This window comes from Ramlibacter albus, from assembly GCF_014297445.1.
GTDB lineage: Bacteria > Pseudomonadota > Gammaproteobacteria > Burkholderiales > Burkholderiaceae_C > Ramlibacter > Ramlibacter albus.
The window spans coordinates 388,731-414,018 of the sequence record NZ_JACORU010000004.1 but is presented as its reverse complement, the minus strand read 5'-3'; the positions used below and the strand labels follow the sequence as shown (position 1 = coordinate 414,018).

Annotated in this window: 24 protein-coding genes; 12 read left to right on the top strand and 12 right to left on the bottom strand. The window is 68.5% G+C overall.

Going from position 1 to position 25,288, the window contains the following annotated elements; translation table 11 throughout:
* The first annotated feature begins 4 nt into the window (after window positions 1–4).
* The gene (gene mpl / locus H8R02_RS13725; protein ID WP_187081984.1) at window positions 5–1,405 is read left to right on the top strand and encodes a UDP-N-acetylmuramate:L-alanyl-gamma-D-glutamyl-meso-diaminopimelate ligase; all 1,401 of its coding nucleotides are present in this window, start codon (window positions 5–7) and stop codon (window positions 1,403–1,405) included.
* Here mpl and H8R02_RS13720 read toward each other — a convergent pair.
* From H8R02_RS13720 to rodA, 7 genes are all read right to left on the bottom strand, one after another.
* Window positions 1,377–2,375 carry a hypothetical protein gene (locus tag H8R02_RS13720; RefSeq protein WP_187081983.1) on the bottom strand — a complete coding sequence of 333 codons (999 nt, stop codon included), beginning with the start codon at window positions 2,373–2,375 and terminating at the stop codon, window positions 1,377–1,379. The genes mpl and H8R02_RS13720 overlap by 29 nt on opposite strands.
* 91 nt (window positions 2,376–2,466) lie before the next feature.
* The gene (locus H8R02_RS13715) at window positions 2,467–3,588 is read right to left on the bottom strand and encodes a 3-deoxy-7-phosphoheptulonate synthase (protein ID WP_187081982.1); all 1,122 of its coding nucleotides are present in this window, start codon (window positions 3,586–3,588) and stop codon (window positions 2,467–2,469) included.
* 177 nt (window positions 3,589–3,765) lie between these two features.
* Complete coding sequence (locus H8R02_RS13710; protein WP_187081981.1) at window positions 3,766–4,344, bottom strand: hypothetical protein; 579 nt, start codon at window positions 4,342–4,344, stop codon at window positions 3,766–3,768.
* 6 nt (window positions 4,345–4,350) lie between these two features.
* Window positions 4,351–5,811, bottom strand: coding sequence for a metalloprotease TldD (gene tldD, locus H8R02_RS13705; RefSeq protein WP_187081980.1), 1,461 nt, complete (start codon window positions 5,809–5,811; stop codon window positions 4,351–4,353).
* 37 nt (window positions 5,812–5,848) lie between these two features.
* Window positions 5,849–7,936: a protein kinase domain-containing protein gene (locus tag H8R02_RS13700; protein WP_187081979.1), complete on the bottom strand. Its 2,088-nt coding sequence runs from the start codon at window positions 7,934–7,936 to the stop codon at window positions 5,849–5,851.
* 6 nt (window positions 7,937–7,942) lie between these two features.
* Window positions 7,943–8,821, bottom strand: coding sequence for an NAD(P)-dependent oxidoreductase (locus H8R02_RS30790; RefSeq protein WP_354004918.1), 879 nt, complete (start codon window positions 8,819–8,821; stop codon window positions 7,943–7,945).
* On the bottom strand, window positions 8,818–9,972 hold the full coding sequence (gene rodA, locus H8R02_RS13690; RefSeq protein WP_187081978.1) for a rod shape-determining protein RodA: 1,155 nt from the start codon (window positions 9,970–9,972) through the stop codon (window positions 8,818–8,820). The genes H8R02_RS30790 and rodA overlap by 4 nt, the downstream gene beginning before the upstream one ends.
* A 31-nt stretch (window positions 9,973–10,003) precedes the next feature.
* Here rodA and H8R02_RS13685 point away from each other — a divergent pair, with 31 nt between their 5' ends.
* From H8R02_RS13685 to H8R02_RS13650, 8 genes are read left to right on the top strand one after another with little or no spacing between them, the layout of a single operon-like run.
* Complete coding sequence (locus H8R02_RS13685) at window positions 10,004–10,588, top strand: YqiA/YcfP family alpha/beta fold hydrolase (protein ID WP_187081977.1); 585 nt, start codon at window positions 10,004–10,006, stop codon at window positions 10,586–10,588.
* A gap of 23 nt (window positions 10,589–10,611) precedes the next feature.
* Entirely contained in the window at window positions 10,612–12,669 is a 2,058-nt protein-coding gene (locus tag H8R02_RS13680; protein ID WP_187081976.1) for a ribonuclease catalytic domain-containing protein, read from the top strand.
* Window positions 12,670–12,671: 2 nt separating this feature from the next.
* Window positions 12,672–13,520 (top strand): energy transducer TonB, encoded by an 849-nt coding sequence (locus H8R02_RS13675; RefSeq protein ID WP_187082064.1) that lies wholly within the window; start codon window positions 12,672–12,674, stop codon window positions 13,518–13,520.
* A gap of 12 nt (window positions 13,521–13,532) precedes the next feature.
* Window positions 13,533–14,360: a shikimate dehydrogenase gene (gene aroE, locus H8R02_RS13670; protein ID WP_187081975.1), complete on the top strand. Its 828-nt coding sequence runs from the start codon at window positions 13,533–13,535 to the stop codon at window positions 14,358–14,360.
* Window positions 14,361–14,368: 8 nt separating this feature from the next.
* The gene (gene mtgA / locus H8R02_RS13665; protein WP_187081974.1) at window positions 14,369–15,103 is read left to right on the top strand and encodes a monofunctional biosynthetic peptidoglycan transglycosylase; all 735 of its coding nucleotides are present in this window, start codon (window positions 14,369–14,371) and stop codon (window positions 15,101–15,103) included.
* Window positions 15,104–15,113: 10 nt separating this feature from the next.
* A complete protein-coding gene (locus tag H8R02_RS13660) occupies window positions 15,114–15,725 on the top strand; it encodes a lysophospholipid acyltransferase family protein (RefSeq protein WP_187081973.1) in 612 nt (203 codons plus the stop codon).
* A 2-nt stretch (window positions 15,726–15,727) separates the two neighbouring features.
* Complete coding sequence (locus H8R02_RS13655; protein ID WP_187082063.1) at window positions 15,728–16,723, top strand: phosphatidate cytidylyltransferase; 996 nt, start codon at window positions 15,728–15,730, stop codon at window positions 16,721–16,723.
* Between the two features lies 1 nt (window position 16,724).
* Complete coding sequence (locus tag H8R02_RS13650) at window positions 16,725–17,693, top strand: MBL fold metallo-hydrolase (protein WP_187081972.1); 969 nt, start codon at window positions 16,725–16,727, stop codon at window positions 17,691–17,693.
* Here the strand turns inward: H8R02_RS13650 and H8R02_RS13645 are convergent.
* The 3 genes from H8R02_RS13645 to H8R02_RS13635 all read right to left on the bottom strand — a co-directional run bounded on the left by H8R02_RS13645 (window position 17,690) and on the right by H8R02_RS13635 (window position 21,430).
* Window positions 17,690–18,292, bottom strand: a complete 603-nt coding sequence (locus H8R02_RS13645) for a hypothetical protein (RefSeq protein ID WP_187081971.1) — start codon at window positions 18,290–18,292, stop codon at window positions 17,690–17,692. The two genes, H8R02_RS13650 and H8R02_RS13645, sit on opposite strands and share 4 nt — an antisense overlap.
* A complete protein-coding gene (locus H8R02_RS13640; RefSeq protein ID WP_187081970.1) occupies window positions 18,289–18,723 on the bottom strand; it encodes a type III secretion system chaperone in 435 nt (144 codons plus the stop codon). The genes H8R02_RS13645 and H8R02_RS13640 overlap by 4 nt, the downstream gene beginning before the upstream one ends.
* 88 nt (window positions 18,724–18,811) lie before the next feature.
* Window positions 18,812–21,430 (bottom strand): M1 family metallopeptidase, encoded by a 2,619-nt coding sequence (locus H8R02_RS13635; protein ID WP_187081969.1) that lies wholly within the window; start codon window positions 21,428–21,430, stop codon window positions 18,812–18,814.
* 73 nt (window positions 21,431–21,503) lie between these two features.
* On the opposite strand from H8R02_RS13635, the gene ruvC reads away from it, so the two are divergent.
* On the top strand, window positions 21,504–22,055 hold the full coding sequence (gene ruvC, locus H8R02_RS13630) for a crossover junction endodeoxyribonuclease RuvC (RefSeq protein ID WP_187081968.1): 552 nt from the start codon (window positions 21,504–21,506) through the stop codon (window positions 22,053–22,055).
* 8 nt (window positions 22,056–22,063) lie between these two features.
* On the opposite strand, the gene lpxC is transcribed toward ruvC, so the two are convergent.
* Entirely contained in the window at window positions 22,064–22,987 is a 924-nt protein-coding gene (gene lpxC / locus H8R02_RS13625; RefSeq protein WP_187081967.1) for a UDP-3-O-acyl-N-acetylglucosamine deacetylase, read from the bottom strand.
* A gap of 142 nt (window positions 22,988–23,129) precedes the next feature.
* Here lpxC and H8R02_RS13620 point away from each other — a divergent pair, with 142 nt between their 5' ends.
* Together H8R02_RS13620 and H8R02_RS13615 are read left to right on the top strand one after the other, a co-directional pair.
* A complete protein-coding gene (locus H8R02_RS13620; RefSeq protein WP_222622461.1) occupies window positions 23,130–23,435 on the top strand; it encodes a FitA-like ribbon-helix-helix domain-containing protein in 306 nt (101 codons plus the stop codon).
* Window positions 23,432–23,827 (top strand): type II toxin-antitoxin system VapC family toxin, encoded by a 396-nt coding sequence (locus tag H8R02_RS13615; RefSeq protein WP_187081966.1) that lies wholly within the window; start codon window positions 23,432–23,434, stop codon window positions 23,825–23,827. The genes H8R02_RS13620 and H8R02_RS13615 overlap by 4 nt, the downstream gene beginning before the upstream one ends.
* 147 nt (window positions 23,828–23,974) lie before the next feature.
* On the opposite strand, the gene ftsZ is transcribed toward H8R02_RS13615, so the two are convergent.
* Window positions 23,975–25,216, bottom strand: a complete 1,242-nt coding sequence (gene ftsZ / locus H8R02_RS13610; protein ID WP_187081965.1) for a cell division protein FtsZ — start codon at window positions 25,214–25,216, stop codon at window positions 23,975–23,977.
* Window positions 25,217–25,288: the final 72 nt, after the last annotated feature.

The window sequence follows — 25,288 nt, the reverse complement described above, 5'->3', positions numbered from 1 at the left end:
GCCCATGCACATCCACATCCTCGGCATCTGCGGCACCTTCATGGGCGGCCTGGCGGCCCTCGCGCGCGAGGCCGGCCACAAGGTCACGGGCTGCGACGCGGGCGTCTACCCGCCCATGAGCGACCAGCTGCGCGCGCTGGGCATCGACCTGGTCGAAGGCTACGGCGCGGAACAGCTCGCGTTGCAACCCGATATGTGGGTGGTCGGCAATGTGGTCTCACGCGCGCGCCAGCCCGATGGCACGCCGCGCTATCCGCTGATGGAGGCGATCCTCGACCAGGGCCTGCCGTACACCAGCGGCCCCCAGTGGCTGGCCGAGCACGTCCTGCAGGGCCGCCACGTGCTCGCTGTCGCGGGCACGCACGGCAAGACGACGACGACGTCGATGCTCGCGTGGATCCTCGAGGCAGCAGGTCTCGAGCCGGGTTTCCTCGTCGGCGGCGTGCCGATGAATTTCGACATCTCCGCCCGCCTCGGCAAGGGCAACACCTTCGTGATCGAGGCCGACGAATACGACAGCGCCTTCTTCGACAAGCGCAGCAAGTTCGTGCACTACCGCCCGCGCACGGCCATCCTGAACAACCTCGAGTTCGACCACGCGGACATCTTCGACGACCTCAAGGCCATCGAACGCCAGTTCCACCACCTCGTGCGCACCGTGCCCTCAACGGGGCGTGTCGTGGTCAACGGGCTGGAAGAAAGCCTGCAGCGCGTGTTGAACATGGGCTGCTGGAGCGAGCAGCGCAGCTTCGGTGCGGCGGTGAGCGACTTCACCGCCGAAGGGGAGCCGCACGCATTCACTGTGCTCGAGCGTGGCCGCGAGTGCGGCCGTGTCGAGTGGGATGTCACCGGCGTGCACAACCAGCTGAACGCGCTGGCCGCGATCGCCGCCGCGCAGCACGTCGGCGTGGAACCGGCGAAAGCGGCCGCCGCGCTGGGCAGCTTCCGCAACGTCAAGCGCCGCATGGAAGTGCGCGGCACCGAAGCGGGCGTGACCGTCTACGACGACTTCGCGCACCACCCCACCGCGATCCGCCTCACGCTCGACGGCTTGCGCCGCAAGGTCGGCGCCGCGCGCATCCTCGCGGTGTTCGAGCCGCGCAGCAACACGATGAAGCTGGGCACGATGAAGGCGCAGCTGCCCGACAGCCTCGCGCTCGCGGACCTCTCCTTCTGCCACGCCGGCGGGCTGGGTTGGGACCCGCGTGAAGCGCTCGCGCCGATGGGCGACCGCGCGCAAGTCGCGGACACGATCGACCAACTCGTGGAACAGGTGGTCAGTGCCGCGCGTGCGGGCGACCACATCGTGTGCATGAGCAACGGCGGCTTCGGCGGCGTGCACGCGAAGCTGCTTGCCGCGCTGCGGGCAAGCGCGATCAGCGCATCAGCGGCGCCGGCGCGGTAAGGTCGTTGCGGACCGGAAAGGGCCGTTGCGGCTCCAGGTGCGAGTTCGGCCCGGAGTGCTGCGAGGAGTCCCCCATGCCCTGCCTTTGCAACGAGGCGGGTGACGCCCGCTTCGGGTTCGACGTGATCGACCCCACGTAGTAGAGCGCGGCCAGGGGCCGCGCCAGCTGCACCCCAACGAGTCCCGTGCGCTGTTCGAGTTCCTGGAAGGTGCCGGGCCCCATGGCGAGCTCGCGCAGCAGCAGCAGGTGGGCGTCCTTCAGGGCCTGCTGCGGCAGCCGCGGCGGCCGGCGGAAATAAAGCGGTTCCGAGCGGTAGTGCAGCGGCAGCAGGTCGCGGCGCGTGCGCAGCGCGTACTGCCACATCACGTGCGACACGGTCGCCTTCACGAACGCCTCGGGCATCGCCGAGCGGTCCTCGCGGCGGCGCCACATGGCGTCGGCGAAGTCGGCGGCGCCCACGGTGGGCAGCACGCCCACGCTGCCACGCATGTCCACCACGGCGATGAGCGAGCCTTCGAGCACCACGTCGAAAACGCCCGGGCCAAGCGCACTGTAGTGGTCCACCAGGCATGCGGCGAGCCCGTACTGCGCCACCAGGGGCTGGTGCCAGGCGGTGAATTTCTCGACGACGCCGCGGACTTCCTCGAGGTCGTCCAGGTCGAACTGGTAGGCGCGGTCGAACTGGGGCGACGGGACGGGCTTGGCGAAAGCCAGCGGCCGGTCCACTTCGGCCAGGTTGACCTGCAGCGAGCGAGCGGTCGGCTCACCCGGCGCCACCCGCATCACGCTGGGCGTGACCAGCGAGCAGCGCGAACCGTGCGCCCACCACGCGTCGGCGTCGCCGAACGAGGCAACCGTCCAGCCCACCTGGGGCGGGCTCACCTGCTGCAGGGCACGAACGGCGCGCTCCTGCTGCTCGAGGGTGAACCCCGCAAGACCCAGTCGAAGGGTGGGCAGGTCGATGGACATGTCGGTTGGCCGGTACTGCTAGCTCAGATGGCAACAAATATAGTCCAACAGTTACGACCTGTAAATACAAGCTGACAGCCGACGTGTCCTTTCAGCGACTCCGGCGGGCCTCGACCGCCTCCGACAGCACGTCCAGCACCTGGAGCGAGTCACCCCAGCCGATGCAGGCGTCCGTGATGCTGCGGCCGTATTCGAGCGAGTCCGCCTTGTCCTTGCCGGGCGTGAACTTCTGGGCGCCCGGCAGCAGGTGGCTTTCGACCATCACGCCGAACACCCGGCGCGAGCCGCCCGCGACCTGCGACGCGATTTCGCGCGCCACGTCCACCTGCTTCTCGTGCTGCTTGCTGCTGTTGGCATGGCTGCAGTCCACCATCAGCACCGGCGGCAGCTTGGACGCTTCCAGCTCCTTGCAGGCCGCGGCGACGCTCGGCGCGTCGTAGTTGGGCGCCTTGCCGCCGCGCAGGATGACGTGGCAGTCCTTGTTGCCGTTGGTCTGCACGATGGCGACCTGGCCGTTCTTGTGGACCGAGAGGAAGTGGTGGCCGCGCGCCGCGGCCTGGATTGCATCCGTGGCGATCTTGATGTTGCCGTCGGTGCCGTTCTTGAAGCCGATGGGCGCCGACAGGCCGCTGGCCAGCTCGCGGTGCACCTGGCTCTCGGTGGTGCGCGCGCCGATCGCGCCCCAGGAGATCAGGTCGCCGATGTACTGGGGCGAGATCACGTCGAGGAACTCGCTGCCAGCCGGCAGCCCGAGGCGGTTGATCTCGATGAGCAGCTGCCGCGCGATGCGCAGGCCCTCGTCGATGCGGAAGCTCTCGTCGAGGTACGGGTCGTTGATCAGCCCCTTCCAGCCCACGGTCGTGCGCGGCTTCTCGAAGTACACGCGCATCACCACTTCCAGCGTGTCCTTGTACTTCTCGCGCGCCTCCTTCAGCCGCCGCGCGTAGTCCAGCGCCGCCGCCGGGTCGTGGATCGAGCACGGGCCCATCACCACCACCAGCCGGTCGTCCTTGCCCGCCATGATGTTGTGGATGGCGCGGCGCGTGTCCGTGATGAGCACCTCCACCGCGGTGCCGCGGATCGGGAAGAAGCGGATCAGGTGTTCGGGCGGTGGCAACACGGTGATGTCCTTGATGCGTTGGTCGTCGGTCTGGCTCGTCTTGTCGACGGGGTGCGAATACCAGGCATCGGTGGCGGTGGACTTGGTGCTCATGGGCGGTTTCTTCCGTGGAGGTCAAAAAAAAACCGCCGGGGGTTCCGGCGGTTCGTTTCGTGGGTCCTTGCGTCTACTTCTTGCGCGTACGACTGGGACTCTCGACCGCCGGGGGCGTGGAGAACCAAAAGTAGCCAAAAAAGAAATGGGACGCGGGACGCATTGGAGCCGAATGTATCACAGCCGCAGTTTCTTCCACCACTGGATCGCCCGCTGCACCTGCGGCTCCGACAGCTGCCCCAGGGCGCTTTGCTGCGGCTGGGTGGACTCGAAGTCGTCCGGTTCGCGCGAGATCCAGTCCTCGTACATGTCCACCAGCAGCATGCCCTCGCCCAGCGTGCGCCAGGCGATCAGCTCGAAGTCCTCCGCGGTCAGCGCCAGCTGCGTGCTGCGCGGGCCGCCATCGAGCAGCCACTGCCCGATCAGCACTCGGAAGTTGTTCAGGGCCTGCAGGTAGGACGCGTATTCGTAGAGGCCCCGCCATGGCAGGCCGAGGTTGACGACGAGGTGGCGATGGGCCCGCAGCACAGTGAGCATGTCCACCAGCATCGGCGCGACGACCACGCGCTGCTGCGACAGGCGCAAGCTCGCCACGATCGACTCGATGCGGGTCGCCAGCTGGCCCATGCTCTCGGAGAAATTGCGGCTGTCCTCGTCGGCAACCGCGCCGCGCAGGAAGTTGCTGAGCTGGCCGAACGTGTTGATGTCCGGCAGGTTCGTCGACGGGTCGACGGACAGGCGCGAGTTGCGCGGCATGGTGCCTTACGCGGTGCCGCCCACGGTCAAGGCGTCGATGCGCAGCGTGGGCTGCCCCACGCCCACCGGCACGCTCTGCCCCTCCTTGCCGCAGGTGCCCACGCCGGTGTCCAGCTTCATGTCGTTGCCGATCATCGACACGCGCGTGAGCGCGTCCGGGCCGTTGCCGACGATGGTGGCGCCCTTCACGGGGTAGAGCACCTTGCCGTTCTCCACCCAGTACGCCTCGCTCGCCGAGAACACGAACTTGCCGGAGGTGATGTCCACCTGCCCGCCGCCGAAGTTGGTGGCGTAGAGCCCCTTCTTGATGCTGGCGACGATCTCGTCGGGCGTGTGCTCGCCGCCCAGCATGTAGGTGTTGGTCATGCGCGGCATGGGGATGTGCGCATAGCTCTCGCGCCGGCCGTTTCCGGTGGGCGCGACGCCCATCAGGCGCGCGTTGAGCGAATCCTGGATGTAACCGCGCAGGATGCCGTCTTCGATCAGCACGTTGCGCTGGCTCGCGTGGCCCTCGTCATCCACGTTGAGCGAGCCGCGGCGGTCGGCAATGGTGCCGTCGTCCAGCACCGTCACGCCCTTGGCGGCGACGCGCTGGCCCACGCGGCCCGAGAACGCGCTGGAGCCCTTGCGGTTGAAGTCGCCTTCGAGGCCGTGGCCCACCGCCTCGTGCAGCAGGATGCCGGGCCAGCCGGGGCCGAGCACCACGGTCATCTCGCCCGCGGGCGCGGGACGCGACTCGAGGTTGGTCAGCGCCGCCTTCACCGCGTCCTGCACGTAAGCCTGGATGCGCCCTTCGTCGAAGTACGCAAGGCCGAAGCGGCCGCCGCCGCCACCGGAGCCCATCTCCCGGCGGCCGTTCTGTTCGGCGATCACCGTCACCGACAGGCGCACGAGCGGGCGCACGTCGGCGGCCAGCGTGCCATCCGCCCGAGCAACCATCACCACGTCGTATTCGCTGGCAAGCCCCGCCATCACCTGCACGATGCGCGGGTCCTTCGAGCGGGCGAGGCGCTCCACCCTCTCGAGCAGCTGGACCTTGGCCGTGCTGTCGAGGGAACCGATCGGATCGAGCCCCTGGTACAGCGTGCGGCTGTGCGCCACCTTCTGCGCGGCCACCTTGCGGCGCGCGCTCTTCGCCGCGGCGGAGATGGAACGCACCGTGCGCGCCGCATCGAGCAGCGACGCCTCGGAGATGTCGTCCGAGTACGCAAACGCCGTCTTCTCGCCGCTGACCGCGCGCACGCCCACGCCCTGGTCGATGCTGAAGCTGCCGGTCTTGACGATGCCTTCCTCGAGGCTCCAGCCTTCGCTGCGCGTGTACTGGAAATACAGGTCGGCGTCGTCGACGGCATGCGCCTGGATCTCGCCCAGCGCGCGGGACAGGTGGGTTTCGTCGAGGCCGAAGGGCTCCAGCAGCAGGCGGCGGGCAACGGCAAGCCGTTCGACGGTGGGTTCGCGGGAAATCATCAGTCCATTCTAGGCGCGGCCAAAAAGCCCGCCTGTGTCAATGTTTGCCGCCCGCCACCGTCCTCAGCAGTGCGCGGTCCTCCAGGTCCTGCAGCAGGGCGCGTGCGGACTTGTAGCGGTCCTCGGGCTTCTTGGCCATCAGCAGCTCCAGCACGGGCTGCAGCGCCGCATGCGAGTCCGGCAGCTGCGGCGTGGGCGCGGACAGGTGACGCGCCAGCAGCAGGTCCAGCGACTCGGCGCGGTAGGGCCGCTCGCCCGTGAGCATCTCGAACATCATGATGCCCAGGCTGTAGAGGTCGGTGGCCGGCGTGATGCGCTGCCCCGAAGCCTGTTCCGGGCTCAGGTAGTAAGGCGTGCCCACCACGTCGCCGTGGCGCGTTTCGGTCAGCGCGAAGTTCTCCGGCTGCAGCATCGACTTGGCCACGCCGAAGTCCGCCAGCGCCACCGAGCCATCGGGGCGCAGCATGATGTTCTCCGGCTTGAGGTCGCGGTGGATGATGCCGCGGGCATGGATGGCGTCGAGCGCGCGCGTCACCTGCACCATCACCTCCAGCACGCGCGGCTGCGTCATGCCCTGGTTGAGCTCGGAGCGCAGGTCGCCGCGTTCGAAGTACTCCATGGCGATGTACGCGTGGTCGTCGGTGAAGCCCTGGTCGTAGATCCTGATCACGTGGGGGTCCTCGATCCTCGACAGCAGCGTGTATTCCTGGATGAAGCGCGACAGGTGTTCGCTCATGCCCTTGCCGGCGGCATCCAGCACCTTCAACACCACGGGCAGGCCGTCGGTCTCGCGCACCGCGAGGTAGACCTCGGTCATCCCGCCCGCGCCGATCTTGCGGGTGAGGCGGTAGCCCTTCAGGCGCAGCGGCTCCTGCCCGGGCTGGAACTGGTGCTCCTTCAGCGCGGACAGCTTGGACTTGAGCGCGCCCTTCACCGCGCGTGCGGTGATCTCGGAGTTGACCTGCACCGCGGCGCGGATCTCGTTGGCGCGCTCGGTGAGCGTGGCCATGCCGTGGCGCTTGTCCTGGAGATTCGTGACGAGCCCCGTGATCTCGGCCACGTCCACGAAGCCGATGCGCCCGCGCACGTCCAGCGACGTCATGCCGCCGGTCTGCACGCCCTCGCCCGCCTGCCGCAGCACCGCGTCGCTCGCCACCACCGTCCAGCCCAGCTCCTTGCTGGACGCCTCCAGCCGCGCCGCGGTGTTCACCGTGTCGCCGATGGCGGTTGTCTCCTTGTTCTGGATCGTGCCCAGGCGGCAGATCGTCACTTCGCCCGCATGCAGGCCCACGCCGATCGCGAAGGGCGGCAGGCCCCGCTGCGCGAAGCGCTTGTCGAGCCAGCTGCGGAATTCGTGGGCCGCGAGCGCCATCGCCAGCGCCGCCGACACCGCGCGGCGCGCTGCCGGCAGCGGGGACGTGCCCGACATCGTGTCCGAGAACACGGCCATCAGGCCGTCGCCGATGAACTTGAGGTGGCGGCCGCCGTTGGTCAGCACCGGCTCGCACGTGCGCTCGAAGTAGTAGGTGAGCAGCTCCGCGACTTCGGCCGAGTTCAGCTTCTCGGCCAGCGAGGTGAAGTTGCGGATGTCCGAGAACAGCACCGTCGCGTTGATCACCTGGTCGGTCACGGCGCCGGCCGGCGGCTCGAGGCCGAACTTGTCGGGCACGTGGTTGCCGCCCAGGCTCGCGGTGAAGGCGCGCCGCAGGTGCTCCTCGCGCGCCTGCACCGCCGTCTGGATCGTCTCCTCGACGCGCGTGCGCTTCTTGAACAGGCCCTCCAGCGCTTCGAGCAGCTCGACGCGCGTGAATGGCTTGGCGAGGTAGTCGTCCGCGCCGGAAGTCATGCCGCGGCGCATGCTCGCGCGGTCGTCGAGTGCGGTGAGCATCATCACGGACGTCGCCGAAAGCGCGCGCTCGGCGCGGATCGCTTCCAGCAGCTCGAAGCCGTCCATCTCCGGCATGCTGACGTCGGTGATCACCACATCCGGCTTGAGCTCGCGCGCCAGCTCCAGCCCCTCGCGCCCGTTGACGGCCGCGACGATGTCGTAGCCCTCGAGCCGCAGCAGCCGGCCGATGTTGTTGCGGATGGCGTCGTCGTCCTCGACGATCAGGATGGTCGTCATCGACCGCTAGTCTACGTCGCGACTGAAGAGCTTGAACAGGGCGGCGTCGTCGAGGTCGGCCAGCCCTTCCTGGAGGGCCTTTGCGAAGGTGTCTCTTGCCACGGTTCCAAGCGACCCTTCGAAGCCTGCGTCGCGCGCCGCTTCCATCGCCAGCCGCGTGTCCTTCGCCAGCAGGGTGACGTGCGCCCGCGGCGCATAGTCGCCCGCGATCGCACGCCGCATGCGATCGCTGCCGATCCAGCTCTGGCCGCTGGAGCGCTCGATCACGTCCAGCGTGCGGCCCAGGTTCAGCCCCATGCGCTGCGCCAGCGCCATCACCTCCGCGGCACCCGCGAGGTTGATGCCGGCCAGCAGGTTGTTCACCAGCTTGGTCCGCGCCCCGTCGCCCGGCCGCGTGCCGACGCGGAAGGTGTTGCGGCTTAGCGCCTCCAGCAGCGCGCGCTGGCGCTCGTACGCCGTATCGTCACACGCAACCATGAGGCTCATCGACCCGTCGCGCGCGCGGGCCGGGCCGCCCGACATGGGCGCGTCGAGCGTGGAAACCCCCGAGCGCAGCAGCTCGTCGGCGATGGATTCCACGTCACCGGGTGAGATGGTCGGGCACAGCAGCACGTCCTGGCCCAGCTTCAACTCGCCGGCCGCGCCGCGCTCGCCGAAGAGCACCTCGCGCGACTGCTGCGCATCGACCACGCACACGATCACCGCGCTGCAGCCTTGCACCGCTTCGCTCGCCGACGCGCAGGCCACGGCACCCTGCCTCGCGAGCGCCGCCATCTTCGCCGCATCGATGTCGCGCACCCGCACCGCCCAGCCCTGCTCCAGCAGGTGCGCCGCCATCGCGCCGCCCATGTTGCCGACGCCGACGACCGCGACCGTGCCGCTCACGTCTGCACCAGCCGCTTGGACTTCGCGATCGACATCAATATGCCCAGCCCCAGCCCCAGCGTTGCCATGGCCGTGCCGCCGTAGCTGATGAAGGGCAACGGCACGCCCACCACGGGCAGGATGCCGCTGACCATGCCCATGTTCACGAACGCGTAGGTGAAGAAGATCATGGTCACCGCGCCCGCGAGCAGGCGCGAGAACAGCGTCGGCGCCTCCAGCGCGATCGCCAGCCCGCGCAGGATGAGGAACAGGAAGGCCACGATCAGGAACGCCGTGCCCATGAGCCCGAACTCCTCCGCATAGGCCGCGAAGATGAAGTCCGTGGTGCGCTCGGGGATGAACTCCAGGTGCGTCTGCGTGCCCTGCATGAAGCCCTTGCCCAGCAGCCCACCGGAGCCGATGGCGATCATGCCCTGGATGATGTGGAAGCCCTTGCCCAGCGGGTCCTTGCTGGGGTCGAGCAGCGTGCAGATGCGCTGCTGCTGGTAGTCGTGCAGGATGGGCCAGCGCACGCCCTCCGCGCAGATCTGCGACTCGAACATGACGATGAGCACCAGCGCCACGAGCCCCAGCACCACCGGTGGCACCACCAGCTTCCACGGCAGGCCGGCGAAGAAGATCACCGACACCCCTGCGGACAGCACGAGCAGCGACGTGCCCAGGTCGGGCTGCTTCATGATGAGCCCCACCGGCAGCGCCAGCAGCACGGCCGCCACCGCGAAGTCCAGCCAGCGCAGCTGGCCCTCGCGCTTCTGGAACCACCAGGCCAGCATCAGCGGCATGCCGATCTTCATGATCTCGCTGGGCTGGATGACGATGCCCACGTTGATCCAGCGCCTGGCGCCCTTCTTGGTGATGCCGAACACGGCCACGGCGATCAACAGCGCGACCCCCACGGTGTAGAGCGGGATCGCGAAGCTCATCAGCCGCTGCGGCGGCACCTGCGCCACGATGAACATGATCATCCCGGCCAGGAACATGTTGCGCGCGTGGTCTGCGAAGCGGTTGCCGAAGTCGAAGCCCACCGAATACATGGTGAGCAGGCCCCCCATGGCCAGCAGGAAGATGGCAAAGGCAAGCGGGCCGTCGAAGCCCTGCAGGAACGGCACCACGCGCTGGCGCAGGGACGGTTTTTCGAATACGGCCGACATCCCCGGATTATCGGTCCCTATGATCCTGCGGATGCGCACCACCCACCTGCTCTACCTGCACGGCTTCCGCTCCTCGCCGCAATCCACCAAGGCCCGGCAGGTGCAGGCGCGGGTGGCTGAGCGGCACCCCGATGTGACGTGGTGGTGCCCCCAGCTGCCGCCATCGCCGCGCGAAGCGATGGCGATGGTCATGGAAGGCATCGCGCGCTGGCCGGTGGGGCAGATGGCCGTGGTCGGCTCGTCGCTCGGTGGTTTCTATGCCACGTACGTGGCCGAGCAGACCGGCTGCAAGGCCGTGCTGCTGAACCCGGCTGCGAACGCCGCGCGCGACCTGTCCAAATACATCGGCGAGCAGGTCTCGTGGCACGACCCGGCCGAGCGCTTCTACTTCGAGCCGCGCTACGTCGACGAGCTGCGCGCGCTGGAGTGCGGGCCGGTCAAGCAACCCGCGCATTACTTCGCGGTAATCGCGAAAGGCGACGAGGTGCTGGACTGGCGCGAGATGACGGGCCGCTACCCCGGTGCGGCCATCAAGCTGCTCGAAGGCAGCGACCACGCGCTCACCGATTTCGACGACCACATCGACGAGGTGTTCGCCTTCCTCGATCTCGCGTAAGGCCCGCGTGGGAAAATCCCTCGATGTTCGTTCTGTTTGAAGAAGCGGGGAAGTTCCTCGCCGGCCGCGTGCTGTCCGAAGCCGAAACCTCGATGCAGGTGGAGCTGGACAGCGGCAAGCGCGTGAAGGTCAAGGGCGCCAATGCCCTGCTGAAATTCGAGAAGCCCAGCCCCGCCGAATTGCTGAAGGAAGCGCAGCAGGTCGCGCAGAGCATCGAGCTGGACCTCGCCTGGGAATTCGCACCGGAGGAAGAGTTCGGCTTCGCCGACCTCGCGCGCGACTACTTCAGCGACAAGGCCACGCTGGCGCAGCAGGCGGGTGCGCTGCTGCGTTTGTTCGAGGCGCCGCATTACTTCCGCCGCGCGGGCAAGGGGCGCTTCCGCAAGGCGCCGGCGGAGATCCTGCAGCAGGCGCTCGCCGCCATCGAGAAGAAGGCGCAGGTGCAGGCGCAGATCCAGGCCTGGGCCGCGGAGCTCGCCGCGGGCCAGTGCCCGCCCTCGATCCGCGAGCAGCTGTACAAGATCCTGTTCAAGCCGGACAAGAACGCGCCCGAATACAAGGCCGTCGTCGAAGCGTCGCGCAGCACGCACCTGGCGCCGCTCGCGCTGCTGCAGAAGGCCGGCGCGATCGACTCGCCCTACCAGTTCCACTGGCGGCGCTTCCTGCTGGAGTACTTCCCCAAGGGCACCGGCTTCGGCCCGCTCGCCGCGCCGGCGATCAAGGAAGAACTGCCCGTAGCCTCGACGCCCGCGTTCTCGATCGACGACTCCAGCACCACCGAGATCGACGATGCGCTGTCCGTGAGCGGCCTCGGGAGCGGCGAAGTGACCGTCGGCGTGCACATCGCCGCGCCGGGGCTGGCCATCGCGCCGGGCACGCCGCTGGACCAGATAGCCCGCCAGCGCCTGTCCACCGTGTACATGCCGGGCTACAAGATCACGATGCTGCCGGACGACGTGGTGCAGGCGTACACGCTGCTCGAAGGCCGCGACTGCCCCGCGGTCTCGTTGTACGCCACGTTCGACGAGGCCAGCCTGCTGCTCAAGTCCACCGAGACGAAGCTGGAGCGCGTGCCGATCACTGCCAACCTGCGCCACGACCAGCTGGACGAACACCTCACCGAGGCGTGGCTGGAAGACGCGGCGGCCCCCGGCAACGTACCCGGCCCGGCCGCGGGCCTGCGCCCGCAACTGTCGTTCCTGTACCGGCTCGCGAAGCACCTGAAGTCGCTGCGCGAGGTGGTGCGCGGCAAGCCCGAGAACTTCAACCGCCCGGATTACAACTTCCGCCTGCTGGGCCACGACGGCAGCGAGCCGAAGGGCGAGGAACAAGTGGAGATCACGGTGCGCCGCCGCGGCGCCCCGCTGGACCTGATCGTGGCCGAGGCGATGATCCTCGCCAACAGCAGCTGGGGCCAGTGGCTCGGGGAGCTGGGCGTGCCCGCCATCTACCGCAGCCAGGCCAGCCTGGCGCCCGGCGTGAAGGTGCGCATGGGCACCAAGGCGCTGCCGCACGCGGGCATCGGCGTGAAGAGCTATGCGTGGAGCACCTCGCCGCTGCGCCGCTACACCGACCTCGTGAACCAGTGGCAGATCATCGCCGGCGCGCGCCACGGGCGCACCGCGGCGCTGGCCGCGCCCTTCAAGCCGAAGGACGCGGAGCTGTTCTCGATCATCAGCGCCTTCGACGCCGCCTACAGCGCCTACAACGGCCACCAGGCGACGATGGAGCGCTTCTGGACGCTCAAGTACCTGGAGCAGCAGGGCGTGGGCGAGCTGGTGGCGGCCGTCTTCAAGGAGAACCTGGCGCGGGCCGAGAGCCTGCCGCTGGTGCTGCCGGTGCTGGGTGGCGGCGACCTGCCGCGCGGCAGCCGGGTGCGGGTGAAGCTGGGCGAGGTGGACGAGATCAGCCTGGACGTGCGCGGCACGGTCGTCGAGCGGCTCGACACGGCGCCGGCCGCCGCGCCGTCGGAAGAAGACGACAGCGAAGAGGAATCCGTGGCGGGCCCGATTGCGATCGCGGTGGATGTGGACGAAACTGAGGAGGCTCCCGCAACCCCCGGCGATAATCCCGCTTCGTGAACCTGAAGTCCCTCAGCACCCTGCAGATCGCGTTGGGCATCTCCCTCGCCGTCCACGCAGCCCTGCTGACGGTGCGCTTCGTCGACCCAGAGGGTTTCAACCGCGTCTTCCACGACACGCCGCTCGAGGTGGTGCTGGTCAACGCGCGCAGCGAGGAAAAGCCGGAGAAGGCCCAGGCCATCGCGCAGGCCACGCTGGCCGGCGGCGGCGACGCCGCCAAGGGCCGCGCCACCTCGCCGCTGCCACCCTCCGCGCTCATGGAGCTGGGCGACGCCGCCGAAGAGGCGCAGCGCAAGATCGAGGCGATGCAGGACCAGCAGATGCTGATGCTGGCGCAGCTCAAGAACGCGCTGGCCGCGATGCCGCCGCCGGACCCGAAGCAGCCGAACCCGACGCCCGAGGCGCAGGCCCGCGAGGAGAAGCGCAGGCAGTTGATCAAGCTGCTGGCGGAGATCGAGAAGCGCATCAACGAGGAGAACGCGCGGCCCAAGAAGCGCTACATCAGCCCCGCCACGCGCGAGGAGGTGTACGCCGTCTATTACGACACGCTGCGCCGCCGCATCGAGGACCGCGGCACCACGAATTTCCCCGAGCTGGCCGGGCGCAAGCTGTACGGCGAGCTCACGATGATCGTCACGGTCAATCACGACGGCAAGGTGCTGGACACCGAGGTGGTGGAGAGCTCCGGCAACCGCACGCTGGACCGACGCGCGCAGGCCATCGCCAAAGCCTCCGGGCCCTTCGGCCGCTTCAGCGACGCGATGCGGCGCCGCGCCGACCAGATCGTCGTGGTGTCGCGCTTCAAGTTCACTCGCGACGAGACCCTCGAAACGCAGCTCACGGCCCGCTAGGGCCTTCATTCAATGGATACCTACTGCGTCCTGGGCAACCCGGTCGAACACAGCAAGTCGCCGTGGATCCACGCGCGCTTTGCGCAGCTCACGAACCAGCAGCTCGAATACGGGCGGCGGCTGGTGCCGCTCGATGGTTTTGCGGACGCGGTGCGGCAATTGCGCGCCGACGGCGGGCGCGGCTGCAACGTGACGGTGCCGTTCAAGTTCGAGGCCTTCGATCTCGCGCATGAGCGCAGCGCGCGCGCCGAACTCGCGGGAGCCTGCAACACACTGAAGTTCGACGGCGAGCGCATCTACGGCGACAACACCGACGGCTTCGGGCTGGTCAGCGACATCGAAGGCAATGCGGGCATTGCGTTGAGGGGCCGTGACGTGTTGCTGGTCGGCGCAGGCGGTGCCGCGGCAGGCGTTCTTGGCCCCGTGCTCGAAGCGCGGCCCGCGCGGCTGGTGATCGCGAACCGCACCGTGGACAAGGCTGTCGCGGTCGTGGAGCGCCATCGCGAACTCGCCGCGCGCGTGGGCGTGGACTTGCGCGCTTCGTCGCTGGATGCGATCGAAGGACGCTTCTTCGTCGTCGTCAATGCGACCGCCACGAGCATGACCGGCGCGGGCGTTCCGATCGCGCCCGGCGTGCTGGCCGAAGGTGCGCTCGCGTACGACATGATGTACGGCCCCGCCGCGCAGGGCTTCCTGGATTGGGCACGTGCCCACGGCGCGCAAGCGCGCGACGGCCTCGGCATGCTGGTGGAACAGGCCGCCGAGTCGTTCCAGCTCTGGCGAGGCGTGCGGCCGCCTTCGGCGCAAGTGCTCGCCGAACTGCGGGCCTCGCTCGCCTGACGAACGCGATGCGCGCGGTGCTGCGTTGGCTGCTGCTGGTGGTGATCGCGGGCCTCGCCCTGCAGGTCACCTTCCTGCTGCGCATCGCGGCCGCCGCGTACATCGACCCGCAGTCCACCAGTTTCCAGCGCTCCGAGGCGTATCGCGTCCTCGCCGAGAAAGGCCGTTTGCCGTGGCGGCAGGAGTGGGTGCCTTATGCGCGCATCTCCGACAGCCTCAAGCGCGCCGTGATCGCGTCCGAGGACGACAGCTTCGTCAACCACGACGGCGTGGATTGGGAGGCGATGGAGAAGGCGTGGGAGCGCAACGCAAAGGCCGAGGCGCAGGCGTCGCGGCGCACGCAGTCGCGCCCCAACGCGCCGCAGCGCGCGCCGAAGATCGTGGGCGGCTCCACCATCACGCAGCAGCTGGCCAAGAACCTCCTGCTCTCCGGCGAACGCACCTTGCTGCGCAAGGGCCAGGAGATCATCCTCACCTTCGCGCTGGAGCGCATGCTGTCCAAGCAGCGCATCCTCGAGATCTATCTCAACAGCGTCGAGTGGGGCGAAGGCATCTTCGGCGCCGAGGCCGCCGCGCGGCACTACTACCGCAAGGGCGCCAACCAGCTCACCGCTTACGAGGCCGCGCGCCTGGCCGTGATGCTGCCGCGGCCGAAGTACTTCGAGAAGCTGCCCAACTCCGGCTACCTCGCGAGCCGCGCCGGGACCATCGCGGCGCGGATGCCGCACGCCGAACTGCCTTAGCATCCGGTCCATGCTCGCGAAGCTCATGGGCTGGCTGCTCCTCGCCATCGTGCGCGTGCTCACCGGCGCGCAGGCGCGCTGGTACGGCTGCCCGCCCAAGGCCGAACAGCGCATCTACTTCGCCAACCACCAGAGCCACGCGGACCTCGTGATGATCTGGGCGGCACTGCCCGAGGAGCTGCGCAGTATCACGCGGCCCATCGCGGCCAAGGACTACTGGACGAAGACGCCGTTTCGCCAGTGGATCACCACCGCCGTCTTCAACGCGGTGTACGTGGACCGCGAACGCAAGGACGACCAGGACCCGCTGCAACCCCTGATCGATGCATTGCGCTCGGGCGACTCGATCATCATCTTCCCCGAGGGCACGCGCGGCAGCGGCGAGGAGCCGCAGAAGTTCAAGTCGGGGCTGTACCAGCTGGCCACCATGTTCCCGAACGTGGTGCTGGTGCCCGCGTGGATCGACAACATCCAGCGCGTGATGCCCAAGGGCGAAGTCGTGCCGGTGCCCATCCTGTGTTCCGTCACTTTCGGTGCGCCGATCCAGGTGGAGCCCGGCGAGGAGCGCCGCCCCTTCCTCGACCGCGCGCGTGAAGCGGTCATCGCGCTGAGGGACGTATGAGCATCAACTCGTTCCTGCGCAGCCTCGAGCCGTCGCAGCAGGTGGCGCTGCTGTTCCTCGTGATCTTCGGCATCCTCACCGTCGTGAGCGTCATCGCCTTCCTGCTCACGTTCCGCAGCCGCGGCCGCGCGCAGGACGAGAGCTACCAGGCCGAACTGAAGGACTTCCGCAGGCTGCTGGGCGTGTCGTGGTTCATGGTGACCGTGTTCTGGGTCGCGTGGGCACTCGGCGAGATGTTCGCCACCTTCCTCTTCGCGCTGATCGCGTTCTTCGCGCTGCGCGAGTTCATCACGCTCTCGCCCACGCGGCGCGGCGACCACCGCAGCCTCGTGCTGGCCTTCTTCGTCGTGCTGCCGGTGCAGTTCATCCTGGTCGCATCGCGGCGCTTCGACCTGTTCACCGTGTTCATCCCGGTGTACGTGTTCCTCGCGATCCCGGTGGCCAGTGCGCTGGGGGGCGACACGCAGCGCTTCCTGGAGCGCAACGCCAAGCTGCAGTGGGGCATCATGGTCTGCGTGTACGGCATGAGCCACGTGCCGGCCCTGATGCTGCTGGACTTCGAGACGCGCAACTGGCCGCAGGACAAGTCGGCGTTCCTGGTGTTCTTCCTCGTCTTCGTGGTGCAGGCCTGCATGCTGCTGCAGCACATCCTCACGCAGCGCCTCAAGCGGCCCGCGAGCATCCCCGAGGTCAGCGCCAGCTTCAACTGGCAAAGCTGGGCGCTGGGCATGCTGGCCGGCAGCGTGCTGGGCGGGCTGCTGTCCTTCATCACGCCGTTCAAGCCGGCGCAGGCGATCGCGCTGGCGTTCATCGCCTGCGTGGCCGGCTCGCTCGGGCATCTTGTCATGAAGGCGCTCAAGCGGGATCGCGGCGTCGTTTCCTGGGGCCGGCGCGGCGTGGCGGTCACGGGCGCGAACGGGCTGCTCGATCGCGTGGACGCGCTGTGCTTCGCGGCGCCGATCTTCTTCCATTCGGTACGGTGGTACTTCGGGGTCTGAGATGAAGCTGGTGTACTCGTTGCTGCTGGCCGCCTGCACGGTGGCGCATGCCCAGACCGCGCCGCCCGCGACGCAGCTCGCACCGGGCGTGTGGCTGCTGCGCGGCACTTTTCCGGAGGGCCGGCTGCCGGACGGCAACACGCTGCTCTTCGAGGGCACGAAGGGTTTCGTCGTCATGGACACCGGCCGGCACGCGTGGCACAGCGACGCGATCCTCGCATTCGCGCAAGGCCGCAACCGGCCCGTCACGGGTATCGTGAACACGCACTGGCACCTGGACCACACCAGCGGCAACATCCCGATCAAGCGCGCGCACCCGGCTGCGAAGGTCTACACGAGCCGCGCGGTCGAGCGGATGATCGCGGACGTATGGCCGCGTGGCATCGCGCGATCGGAAGCCTTTCTCGCCAACAACAACCCGCCGCCGGGGCTGGCGCAGGACGTGCGCGGCGACATCGACACGCGGCGCGACCCGCAGGCGCTGCGGCCCGACGTCGCGATCTCGGTTTCGGGCGAGCACGACGTAGACGGCGTGAAGCTGCAACTGCGCCACGCACCCGACGCGACGACCGACGGTGACGTATGGGTCTACCACCCCGCGTCGCGCATCGCCGCGGTAGGCGACCTCGTCACGCTGCCCGTTCCCTTCCTCGACACCGCGTGCGTCAAGGGCTGGCGCACCGCGCTGCAGCAAGTGGCCGCGTCACCCTTCGAGACCGTGGTGCCGGGGCATGGCGCGCCCATGACGCGCGCCCAGTTCGCCACGTACTGGGGCGCCTTCGAGAGTTTCACGGATTGCGCGGCATCGGCCCGCGACAAGAACGCCTGCGCCGCCGACTGGGCACGTGCCACGGCGGCGCTGCGTGCGCCCGAGGCGGCCGACGACCCGCGCACGCTGGAAATGGCGGGCGAGTACGTCGACATGCTGCGTGTCAACGGCGGCAATGCGCCGCTTTGCAAGGCGCCTTAGCCCTGCCGCGGGTTCGCCTTGAGCTCGTCGTCGCGTGCCGGGCCCTTGCCAGTCGCGGCGCTTGCATCCCCGACCTTGGCATCGTCATCGTTACCGGCACGCCGGGCCGCTTCGCGTTTGGCGCCGGAAAGCTTCACGTCGAGCGGATCGTCCTGCTGCCTGGACTTGAGCTCCTCTTCCCGGCGCCTTGCCTCGGGGGTCTTGTGGGGACGTGCCGCGGCGGCGGGCGCGACACCAACCGGCGGGTAAACCAGCGGATCCATCGCCGGTGCGGCAAGGGCGTTGAACCCGCGCCGCCTCTGGCGCATGCGCGTGGGCCGAGGCGGCACCTGCCGCTTCGCGCTGCGCTCCTTCGGCCGCGCTTCACGCATCTTCTTCCTGTCGAGCACTTGCGCCAGCACGGGGGCAAGGTCGCCGAGATGCACGGCGAGCTCGTCCAGCGTGGCCGGCCGGTGTTCGTCGACGCCGGCAGGCAGCGGATCCTGCGATGCCGTGCCCCACACCAGGCGTGCGTTCGCAAGCGGCGCGGAAGCGGGCCCGTTCGGCTCCGCCGACGCCGCCTCGAGCCGGACAGTGTGAATGAGCGGGGTGACGTTCATGCGGTTTCTCCAGCGGTTGTCGAGGCCACCTGGGTGAAGACCAGGTCCCATTCGTGGGCGATGTTGTCCAGCTCCGCGATGTGGGCCTGGAGGTCGGCAAGGGTGATCGCCTCCAGCGGCACGTCGCGCATCAGGTACACCGTGTCATCAGCGGCGAGGGCCATGCGGGCGCCGCCCGTGTCCGCGGAGAGGAAGTTGAACATCATGGCGGCGCGCAGGGCGAACTCGGCGTCATGCTGGGCGAGCAGCCCGACTTCGGCCGCCAGCTCCAGCCTCGGCGCGTCGTCGCGGACCGCGAGGTGGACCGCACCGCCGTCGTCGAACCGCACGAGCCACACGCCGTCACCGTTGCGGGTGACGCATGCCACACCGGGTGTGGCAGGGCCGAGATCCTCCAGCAGGAGGGCCAGGTGTTGCAAGGCATTGGGCATCGAGGCTCCACGCGGCAGCCGTCCGGCCGCCCGAAGCCGGACCATACGCGGCGAGGCCTCGCTGCCGCAATGAGACGCAAGTCGGGGCTCAGCCCGGCGCGTTCAGCGCCCGCGCCTTCACGCAGATGTCGATCGTCTCCAGCGCCTGCGCGAGGTTGCGCTGCAGGCCGGGCACGGCCGCGCGTGGCCCCGTGTAGAACTGCGCGACGGAGTCGCGTTCGGGCGCGCTGCACAGGTGCATGTGACGGCGCGGCAGGCGGCCGCGTGCCTCCTCCGGCATGCGCGCGGCCAGCAGGTCCCAGCGCTCGCGGAAGTAGGCCAGCACCGCGGGTGCGTTGTCGGCATCGTCGCCGGCGGTCTCGTAGATCTCCATCGCCTCGCGCACATCGGCCTTGTCGGACAGCGCGTAGTCGAAGGCGCGGCGCAGCAGCGCTGCGTCCTTGATACCGCCCATCACCTTGTAGATCTCGAAGCGAACCGTGCTCTCCGTCGACCGCTGCGCCGTGGCGACGAACGTGTCGAACAACGCCGCGTCCGCGTCCTGCGCCGCCGTGCGCAGCACCGCGCGGAAGCCGCCGGCCAGCGTGCGGCGGTCGCCGGCGAGCCAATCGATCGCCAGCTTGCGGGCCTGCGCGCGCAAAGCCGGGTCGCCGCCGATGCGCGCCACCAGCGGCACGATGGCACCGCGCATCTTGCGCACGGCATCCGTGTCGTTGTCGTTCGGCACCCACCCGAGTTGCGCGGCGCGGGCGCCGAAATTGGCACGCACCCAGGCGGCGATATCGCGCCGCGTTCCTTCGTTGAATGCGGCCGGGTTGAGCTCCCAGATCGCATTCGCAGCAGCTGTCGCCACTTCGGGGCGCGCGTCGCGCGCGAGCGGCGCGGCCACCTCCAGCAGGCGCTGCACCGGCTGCGCGGCCGACGTGACCAGGATGGATTGCTCGGCCAGCAGCGCGATGGCCTCCTGCTCCGAGAGCGGCACGGAGCCGAGCGCCTTCGCCAGCGGCGCATCGAGGCGCGAGAGGAAATAGCCGGTGCCTGCGGGATTGGGCAGCAGCCAGGCCGGGCAATGCTTCGCCTCCGGCAGGGCGACGCGCTGCTGGCGTTCGCGCAGCGTCGTGCAAACCGGCTTGTCGACACCTTCCACGCGCACGCAGGCGGGGATGGTCCACGATTGTTCCGAAGGCGCCTGCGAAGCCGGCAGGAAGCGCGCTTGCCGCAGCACCACGGCCGGCTGCGGGCCGGTGCAATCGAGGTGGAAGTCCACCATCGGCAGCCCCGGCTGCACGATGAAGCTCGTGAACGCCGGCACCAGCGCCGGGTCCGCCTCGCCCAATGCCTTGAAGAAGTCCTCCGCCGTGGCATTGCCCCATTCGTGGCGCTTCAGGTAGCGCCGCACGCCGTCGCGGAAAGCGGTTTCGCCCAGGCGCGCCTCGAACATGTTGAGCACCGCCCCGCCCTTCTCGTAGGTGATGCGGTCGAAGGCATTGGCAAGGTCGTCGCGCGTGTGCACCGGTTGGCGGATCTGCCGCGAGCTGGAAAGCCTGTCGGTGTTGAAGGCCGACATGCGCTGGCGCTCGCGCCACTGGAACGGCTCCCACGCGGGGTTGAACTGCTGCGCGATCTTGCTCGCCATCCAGGTGGCGAAGGACTCGTTGAGCCAGATGTCGTCCCACCACGCGGGCGTGACGAGGTCGCCGAACCACTGGTGCGCGATCTCGTGCGCCGCGACACCCGCATAGGCCTGCTGGTAACGCTCGTCGCGCAGGCCTTCCTTCGAGACGAGCAGGCCCATGCGGTAGGTGATGAGGCCGGGGTTCTCCATCGCGCCGAAGGACACGGTGACCGGGATCGCGAGGCTGTCCAGCTTGTCATAGGGATACGGGCCCCCGAAGTAGGCCTCCAGCAACTCGAGCAAGCGCGGCGTGGACTGCACCGGGTACTTCACGTCCGCGCCCCGGCCCTTGGGCACGATGTAGCGCAGCGGCGTCTTCTTCGTGCCGGCCACGCCGCCATCGACGACGTCGAACGGGCCGACGCCGAAAGCCACCAGGTAGGTCGGCAGCGGCTGGGTGGTGGCAAAGCGCACCTGCTTCATGCCGCCTTCGACTTCGCGCTCGGAAAGCATCGGCGCGTTGGCCACCGCCACGTGCTCGCGGCGCACGGTGAGCGTGACGGCCCACGGCGTCTTCCAGTGCGGCTCGTCGAAGCAGGGGAACACGCGGCGTGCGTTGGTCGATTCGAACTGCGTGAAGGCGTACCACTCGCCCTGGTCCTGCTGCTTGAAGACGCCGCGGGTTTCGTTGGTGGAGAAGCGGCCGGCGAATTCGATCGCGAGCTTCGCGCGGCCGGCAGGCACCGCGCGGGCGAACTGCATCCCCGCGAACTGGTCGCCGGGCGCGAGCGTCGCTTTCGCGTCGTAGCGCTGCCCACCGGCGGTGAGCACGGCGCTGCGCACGTCCACACGGTTGGCGTTCATCCAGAAGAAGTCGGTGGCCTGGCGGACATCGACGTCGATCTCGACGCGGCCGCTGAAGCCAGCATGCGCGGGGTCGACGGTGAGGGCGAGGTCGTAGGCCAGTGGCTTGACCGCGTCACCCAGGCGCATGACGGGCGGCGTGCGAGGCGCCTGGGCCTGAGCGGGGAAAACGGCGGCAAAAGCGAGGAGCAGCAGCGCGCCGCGGGCGAGGCGTTGGATGAAGGTCATTGGTGGGCCTGTATTTCTTCGTGTGGCGCCCTTGTGGGGCGCGGTGCGCTTTTTAACAGATAGACTTGAACTCGTGCGCATTCTCGGCATCGACCCCGGCCTGCAGACCACCGGTTTCGGCGTGGTCGACGTGGCGGGGCACGCGCTCAATTACGTCGCCAGCGGCACCATCACCACCGGCCACGTGGCGCGCGGCGACTTGCCGGCACGGCTGAAGGTGCTGTTCGACGGGGTGGCCGAAGTGCGGCAGCGGTACCAGCCGGACGTGGCCGCCGTGGAGATCGTCTTCGTCAACGTCAACCCGCAGTCCACGCTGCTTCTCGGGCAGGCCCGCGGGGCGCTCGTGACGGCGCTGGTGTCGTGCAACCTGTCGGTCGCCGAGTACACAGCGCTGCAGATGAAGCAGGCGGTTGCGGGTTACGGCAAGGCGGGCAAGGCGGAGGTGCAGGAGATGGTCAAGCGGCTGCTGAAGCTGCCGGGGCTACCCGGCAAGGACGCGGCCGATGCACTGGGGCTGGCCATCACGCATGCGCATGCGGGGCAGTCGATGGCGAGGATCGCGGAAGCTTCAGGGCGCAGCACGCGCAAGGCGACCGGCATGTACCGCGCCGGCCGCGCGTACTAGTTCCTGGCCTACCAGGCCCGCGCGGGCAACGCGAAGCCCGTCGGCGCCAGCTTCTCGTCCTCGAACGTCACCGTCTCGAAACAATCGGGGCGCGCCAGCAGCTCACGCAGCAGCTTGTTGTTCAACGCGTGGCCGGAGCGGAAGGCGCTGTAGGCTGCGAGCAGCGGCTTGCCCAGCAGGTACAGGTCGCCCATGGCGTCGAGGATCTTGTGCTTGACGAGCTCGTCGTCGTAGCGCAGGCCGTCGGCATTGAGGATGCGGTAGTCGTCCATCACCACCGCGTTGTCGAGGCCGCCGCCGAGGCTGAGGCCGTTGGCGCGCAGCATCTCGACGTCCTTGGTGAAGCCGAAGGTGCGGGCGCGTGCGATGTCGCGCGAGTAGTTGCCGCTGCCGAGGTCGAACTCCACGCGCTGGCCGGTGGAGTCCACCACGCGGTGCGCGAAGTCGATCTCGAAACTGAGCTTGTAGCCGTGGTAGGGGTCGAGCCGCGCCCACTTCAGGTTGTCGCCCTCGCCTTCGCGCACCTCGACGGGTTTCGTGATCTTGATGAACTTGCGCGCCGCGTTCTGCAGCTCGATGCCTGCGCTTTGCAGCAGGAAGACAAACGAGGCCGACGAGCCGTCGAGGATGGGCACCTCTTCGGCGGTGATGTCGATGTAGAGGTTGTCGATGCCCAGCCCCACGCAGGCCGACATCAGGTGCTCCACCGTGCGCACCTTCGCGCCGCCGTTGGAGATGGTCGAGGCCATGCGCGTGTCGGTCGCGGCGAGCGCCGAGACGGGGATGTCGACGGGGATCGGCAGGTCCACGCGGCGGAAGATGATGCCCGTGTCCGGCTGGGCGGGGCGCAGCGTCAGCTCGACGCGCTGGCCGCTGTGCAGGCCCACGCCCACCGCCTTGGTGATCGTCTTGAGCGTGCGTTGGCGGACCATGCCCGTGATTCTAGGCGTGGGGAGGATGCCGCGCCCTTGCTTGTCTGCATGACCTCGATAGTGCAAGCCCATCGGGGGAGAGTGATGGCTCGAGGTGTCGCAAGCGCATCGGGTCGGTGAATATCCGGTAAAACAGCCGCGCTTGACAGAACCTGCCCAGCGGAACCAAAATGGTTGCATTCCGGTTGGAGGTTTGCAGTCGATGCCGGTCAATCTCACCATCAAGAACATTCCAGACGTGGTCTACGAACGCCTGAGGGAGTCTGCCGAAATGAACCGACGCAGCATGAACAGCGAAGTGATCGTCTGCCTCGAAGCCGCGCTGATGCCCGCCCGGTTGACCGTCGCCGAGCGCATCGCTCGGGCGCGCGCGTTGCGCAGCGAGCTGCCGAAGGGCAAGTTCAAGGCCAAGGACATCGACGCCTTCAAGCGCGAGGGGCGTTCGTGATCGTCGTCGACACGAACGTCATCGCCTACTTCCACCTCCAGACAGAACACACGGCGCTGGCCGAAGGCCTGCTGGAGCAGGACCCGGAATGGGTCGCGCCGGTGCTATGGCGCAGCGAGTTCCGCAACATCCTGGCCGGTTACCTGCGGCGCGAGGATCTCGATTTCCAGCAGGCATGCCGCTTGCAGCGGGACGCCGAAAGCATGTTCGATGGTTCGGAGTACGACGTGGACTCCCGCTCCGTACTTGAACTGGTCCGGGACAGCAATTGCACGGCGTACGACTGCGAGTTCGTCGCGCTGGCGATGAAGCTGGGTACGAGGCTGGTCACGGTTGACAAGAAAGTGCTGCGGGCGTTTCCGCAGCAGACGGTGGCGCTGGCGGAGGCCTAGAAAGTCGTCACCACTTTCCGTGGGCGCGCAGCCAGGTGCCTTGCGATTTCTTCGTCGAGGGTGGCCATTTCGGGATTATTGAAAAAAAGGGGGGCGGGTGCCACCGTACCCGCCCCAATCCCCTTGGAGAACGCCTTCTGGCCGGCTTCAGTCCGCCTGCTTTCGCAGGAAGGCGGGGATCTCGAAATCGTCCATGCCACCGGAGGACAGCGCGTCCACCTTGGCTGCCGCCTGCGTGCGGTTGGTGCGCCACACGCTGGGCACGGCCATGCCGTGGTAGTCGGGCTGGGCCTGCGCGGCAGCCTGCATCTCGCGCGTGACGATGGCACCCGGGCCGCCGACCGCGTTGTTCACCGTGGGCACATGCACCGGCGCGTTGTCGGTGCCGGTGCGCAGCACCTGCAGCGGCGGCGCGGTGCGGCGCTGGCCCTGGCGCGACAGGCCCGTGGCGATGACGGTCACGCGCATCTGGTCGCCCAGCTGCTCGTCGTACGCGGCGCCGTAGATCACGTGCGCGTCCGGCGACGCATACGCGCGGATCGTGTTCATCGCCAGCTTGCTCTCGGCCAGCTTCAGGCTGCCCTTCGACGCCGTGACCAGCACCAGCACGCCCTTGGCGCCGGACAGGTCGATGCCCTCCAGCAGCGGGCAGGCAACGGCCTGTTCGGCGGCGATGCGCGCGCGGTCCGGGCCGGCGGCGAGCGCCGTGCCCATCATCGCCTTGCCCGGCTCGCCCATCACGGTGCGCACGTCCTCGAAGTCGACGTTGATGTTGCCGTAGTCGTTGATGACTTCCGCGATGCCGCCCACGGCGTTCTTCAGCACGTCGTTGGCGTGCGCGAACGCCTCGTCCTGCGTGACGTCGTCACCCAGCACTTCGAGCAGCTTCTCGTTGAGCACCACGATCAGCGAATCGACGTTGGCTTCGAGCTCGGCCAGGCCCTGGTCCGCATTGGTCATGCGGCGCCCGCCTTCCCAGTCGAACGGCTTGGTGACCACGCCGACGGTCAGGATGCCCATCTCCTTGGCGATGCGCGCGATCACCGGCGCGGCACCGGTGCCCGTGCCGCCGCCCATGCCGGCCGTGATGAACAGCATGTGCGCGCCGTCGATGGCCTCGCGGATGCCCTCCTCGGCCGCCACCGCCGCCTCGCGGCCGCGCTCGGGCTTGCTGCCCGCGCCCAGGCCGCTGATGCCCAGCTGGATGTGCTTGGCCGCGCCGTTGCGCGCGAGCGCCTGCGCGTCGGTGTTGGCGCAGATGAACTCCACGCCCTGCACCTTGCGTTCGATCATGTGCTGCACGGCGTTGCCGCCGCCGCCGCCCACGCCGATCACCTTGATCTGCGTGCCCTGGTTGAACGCCGCTTCTTCGATCATCTCGATACTCATTTGCGAATCTCCTGTTGCAGTTGCCAGTTGCGAAGCTTGTTGGTTTGGATACTTCAACGTTGCACGGGTGGA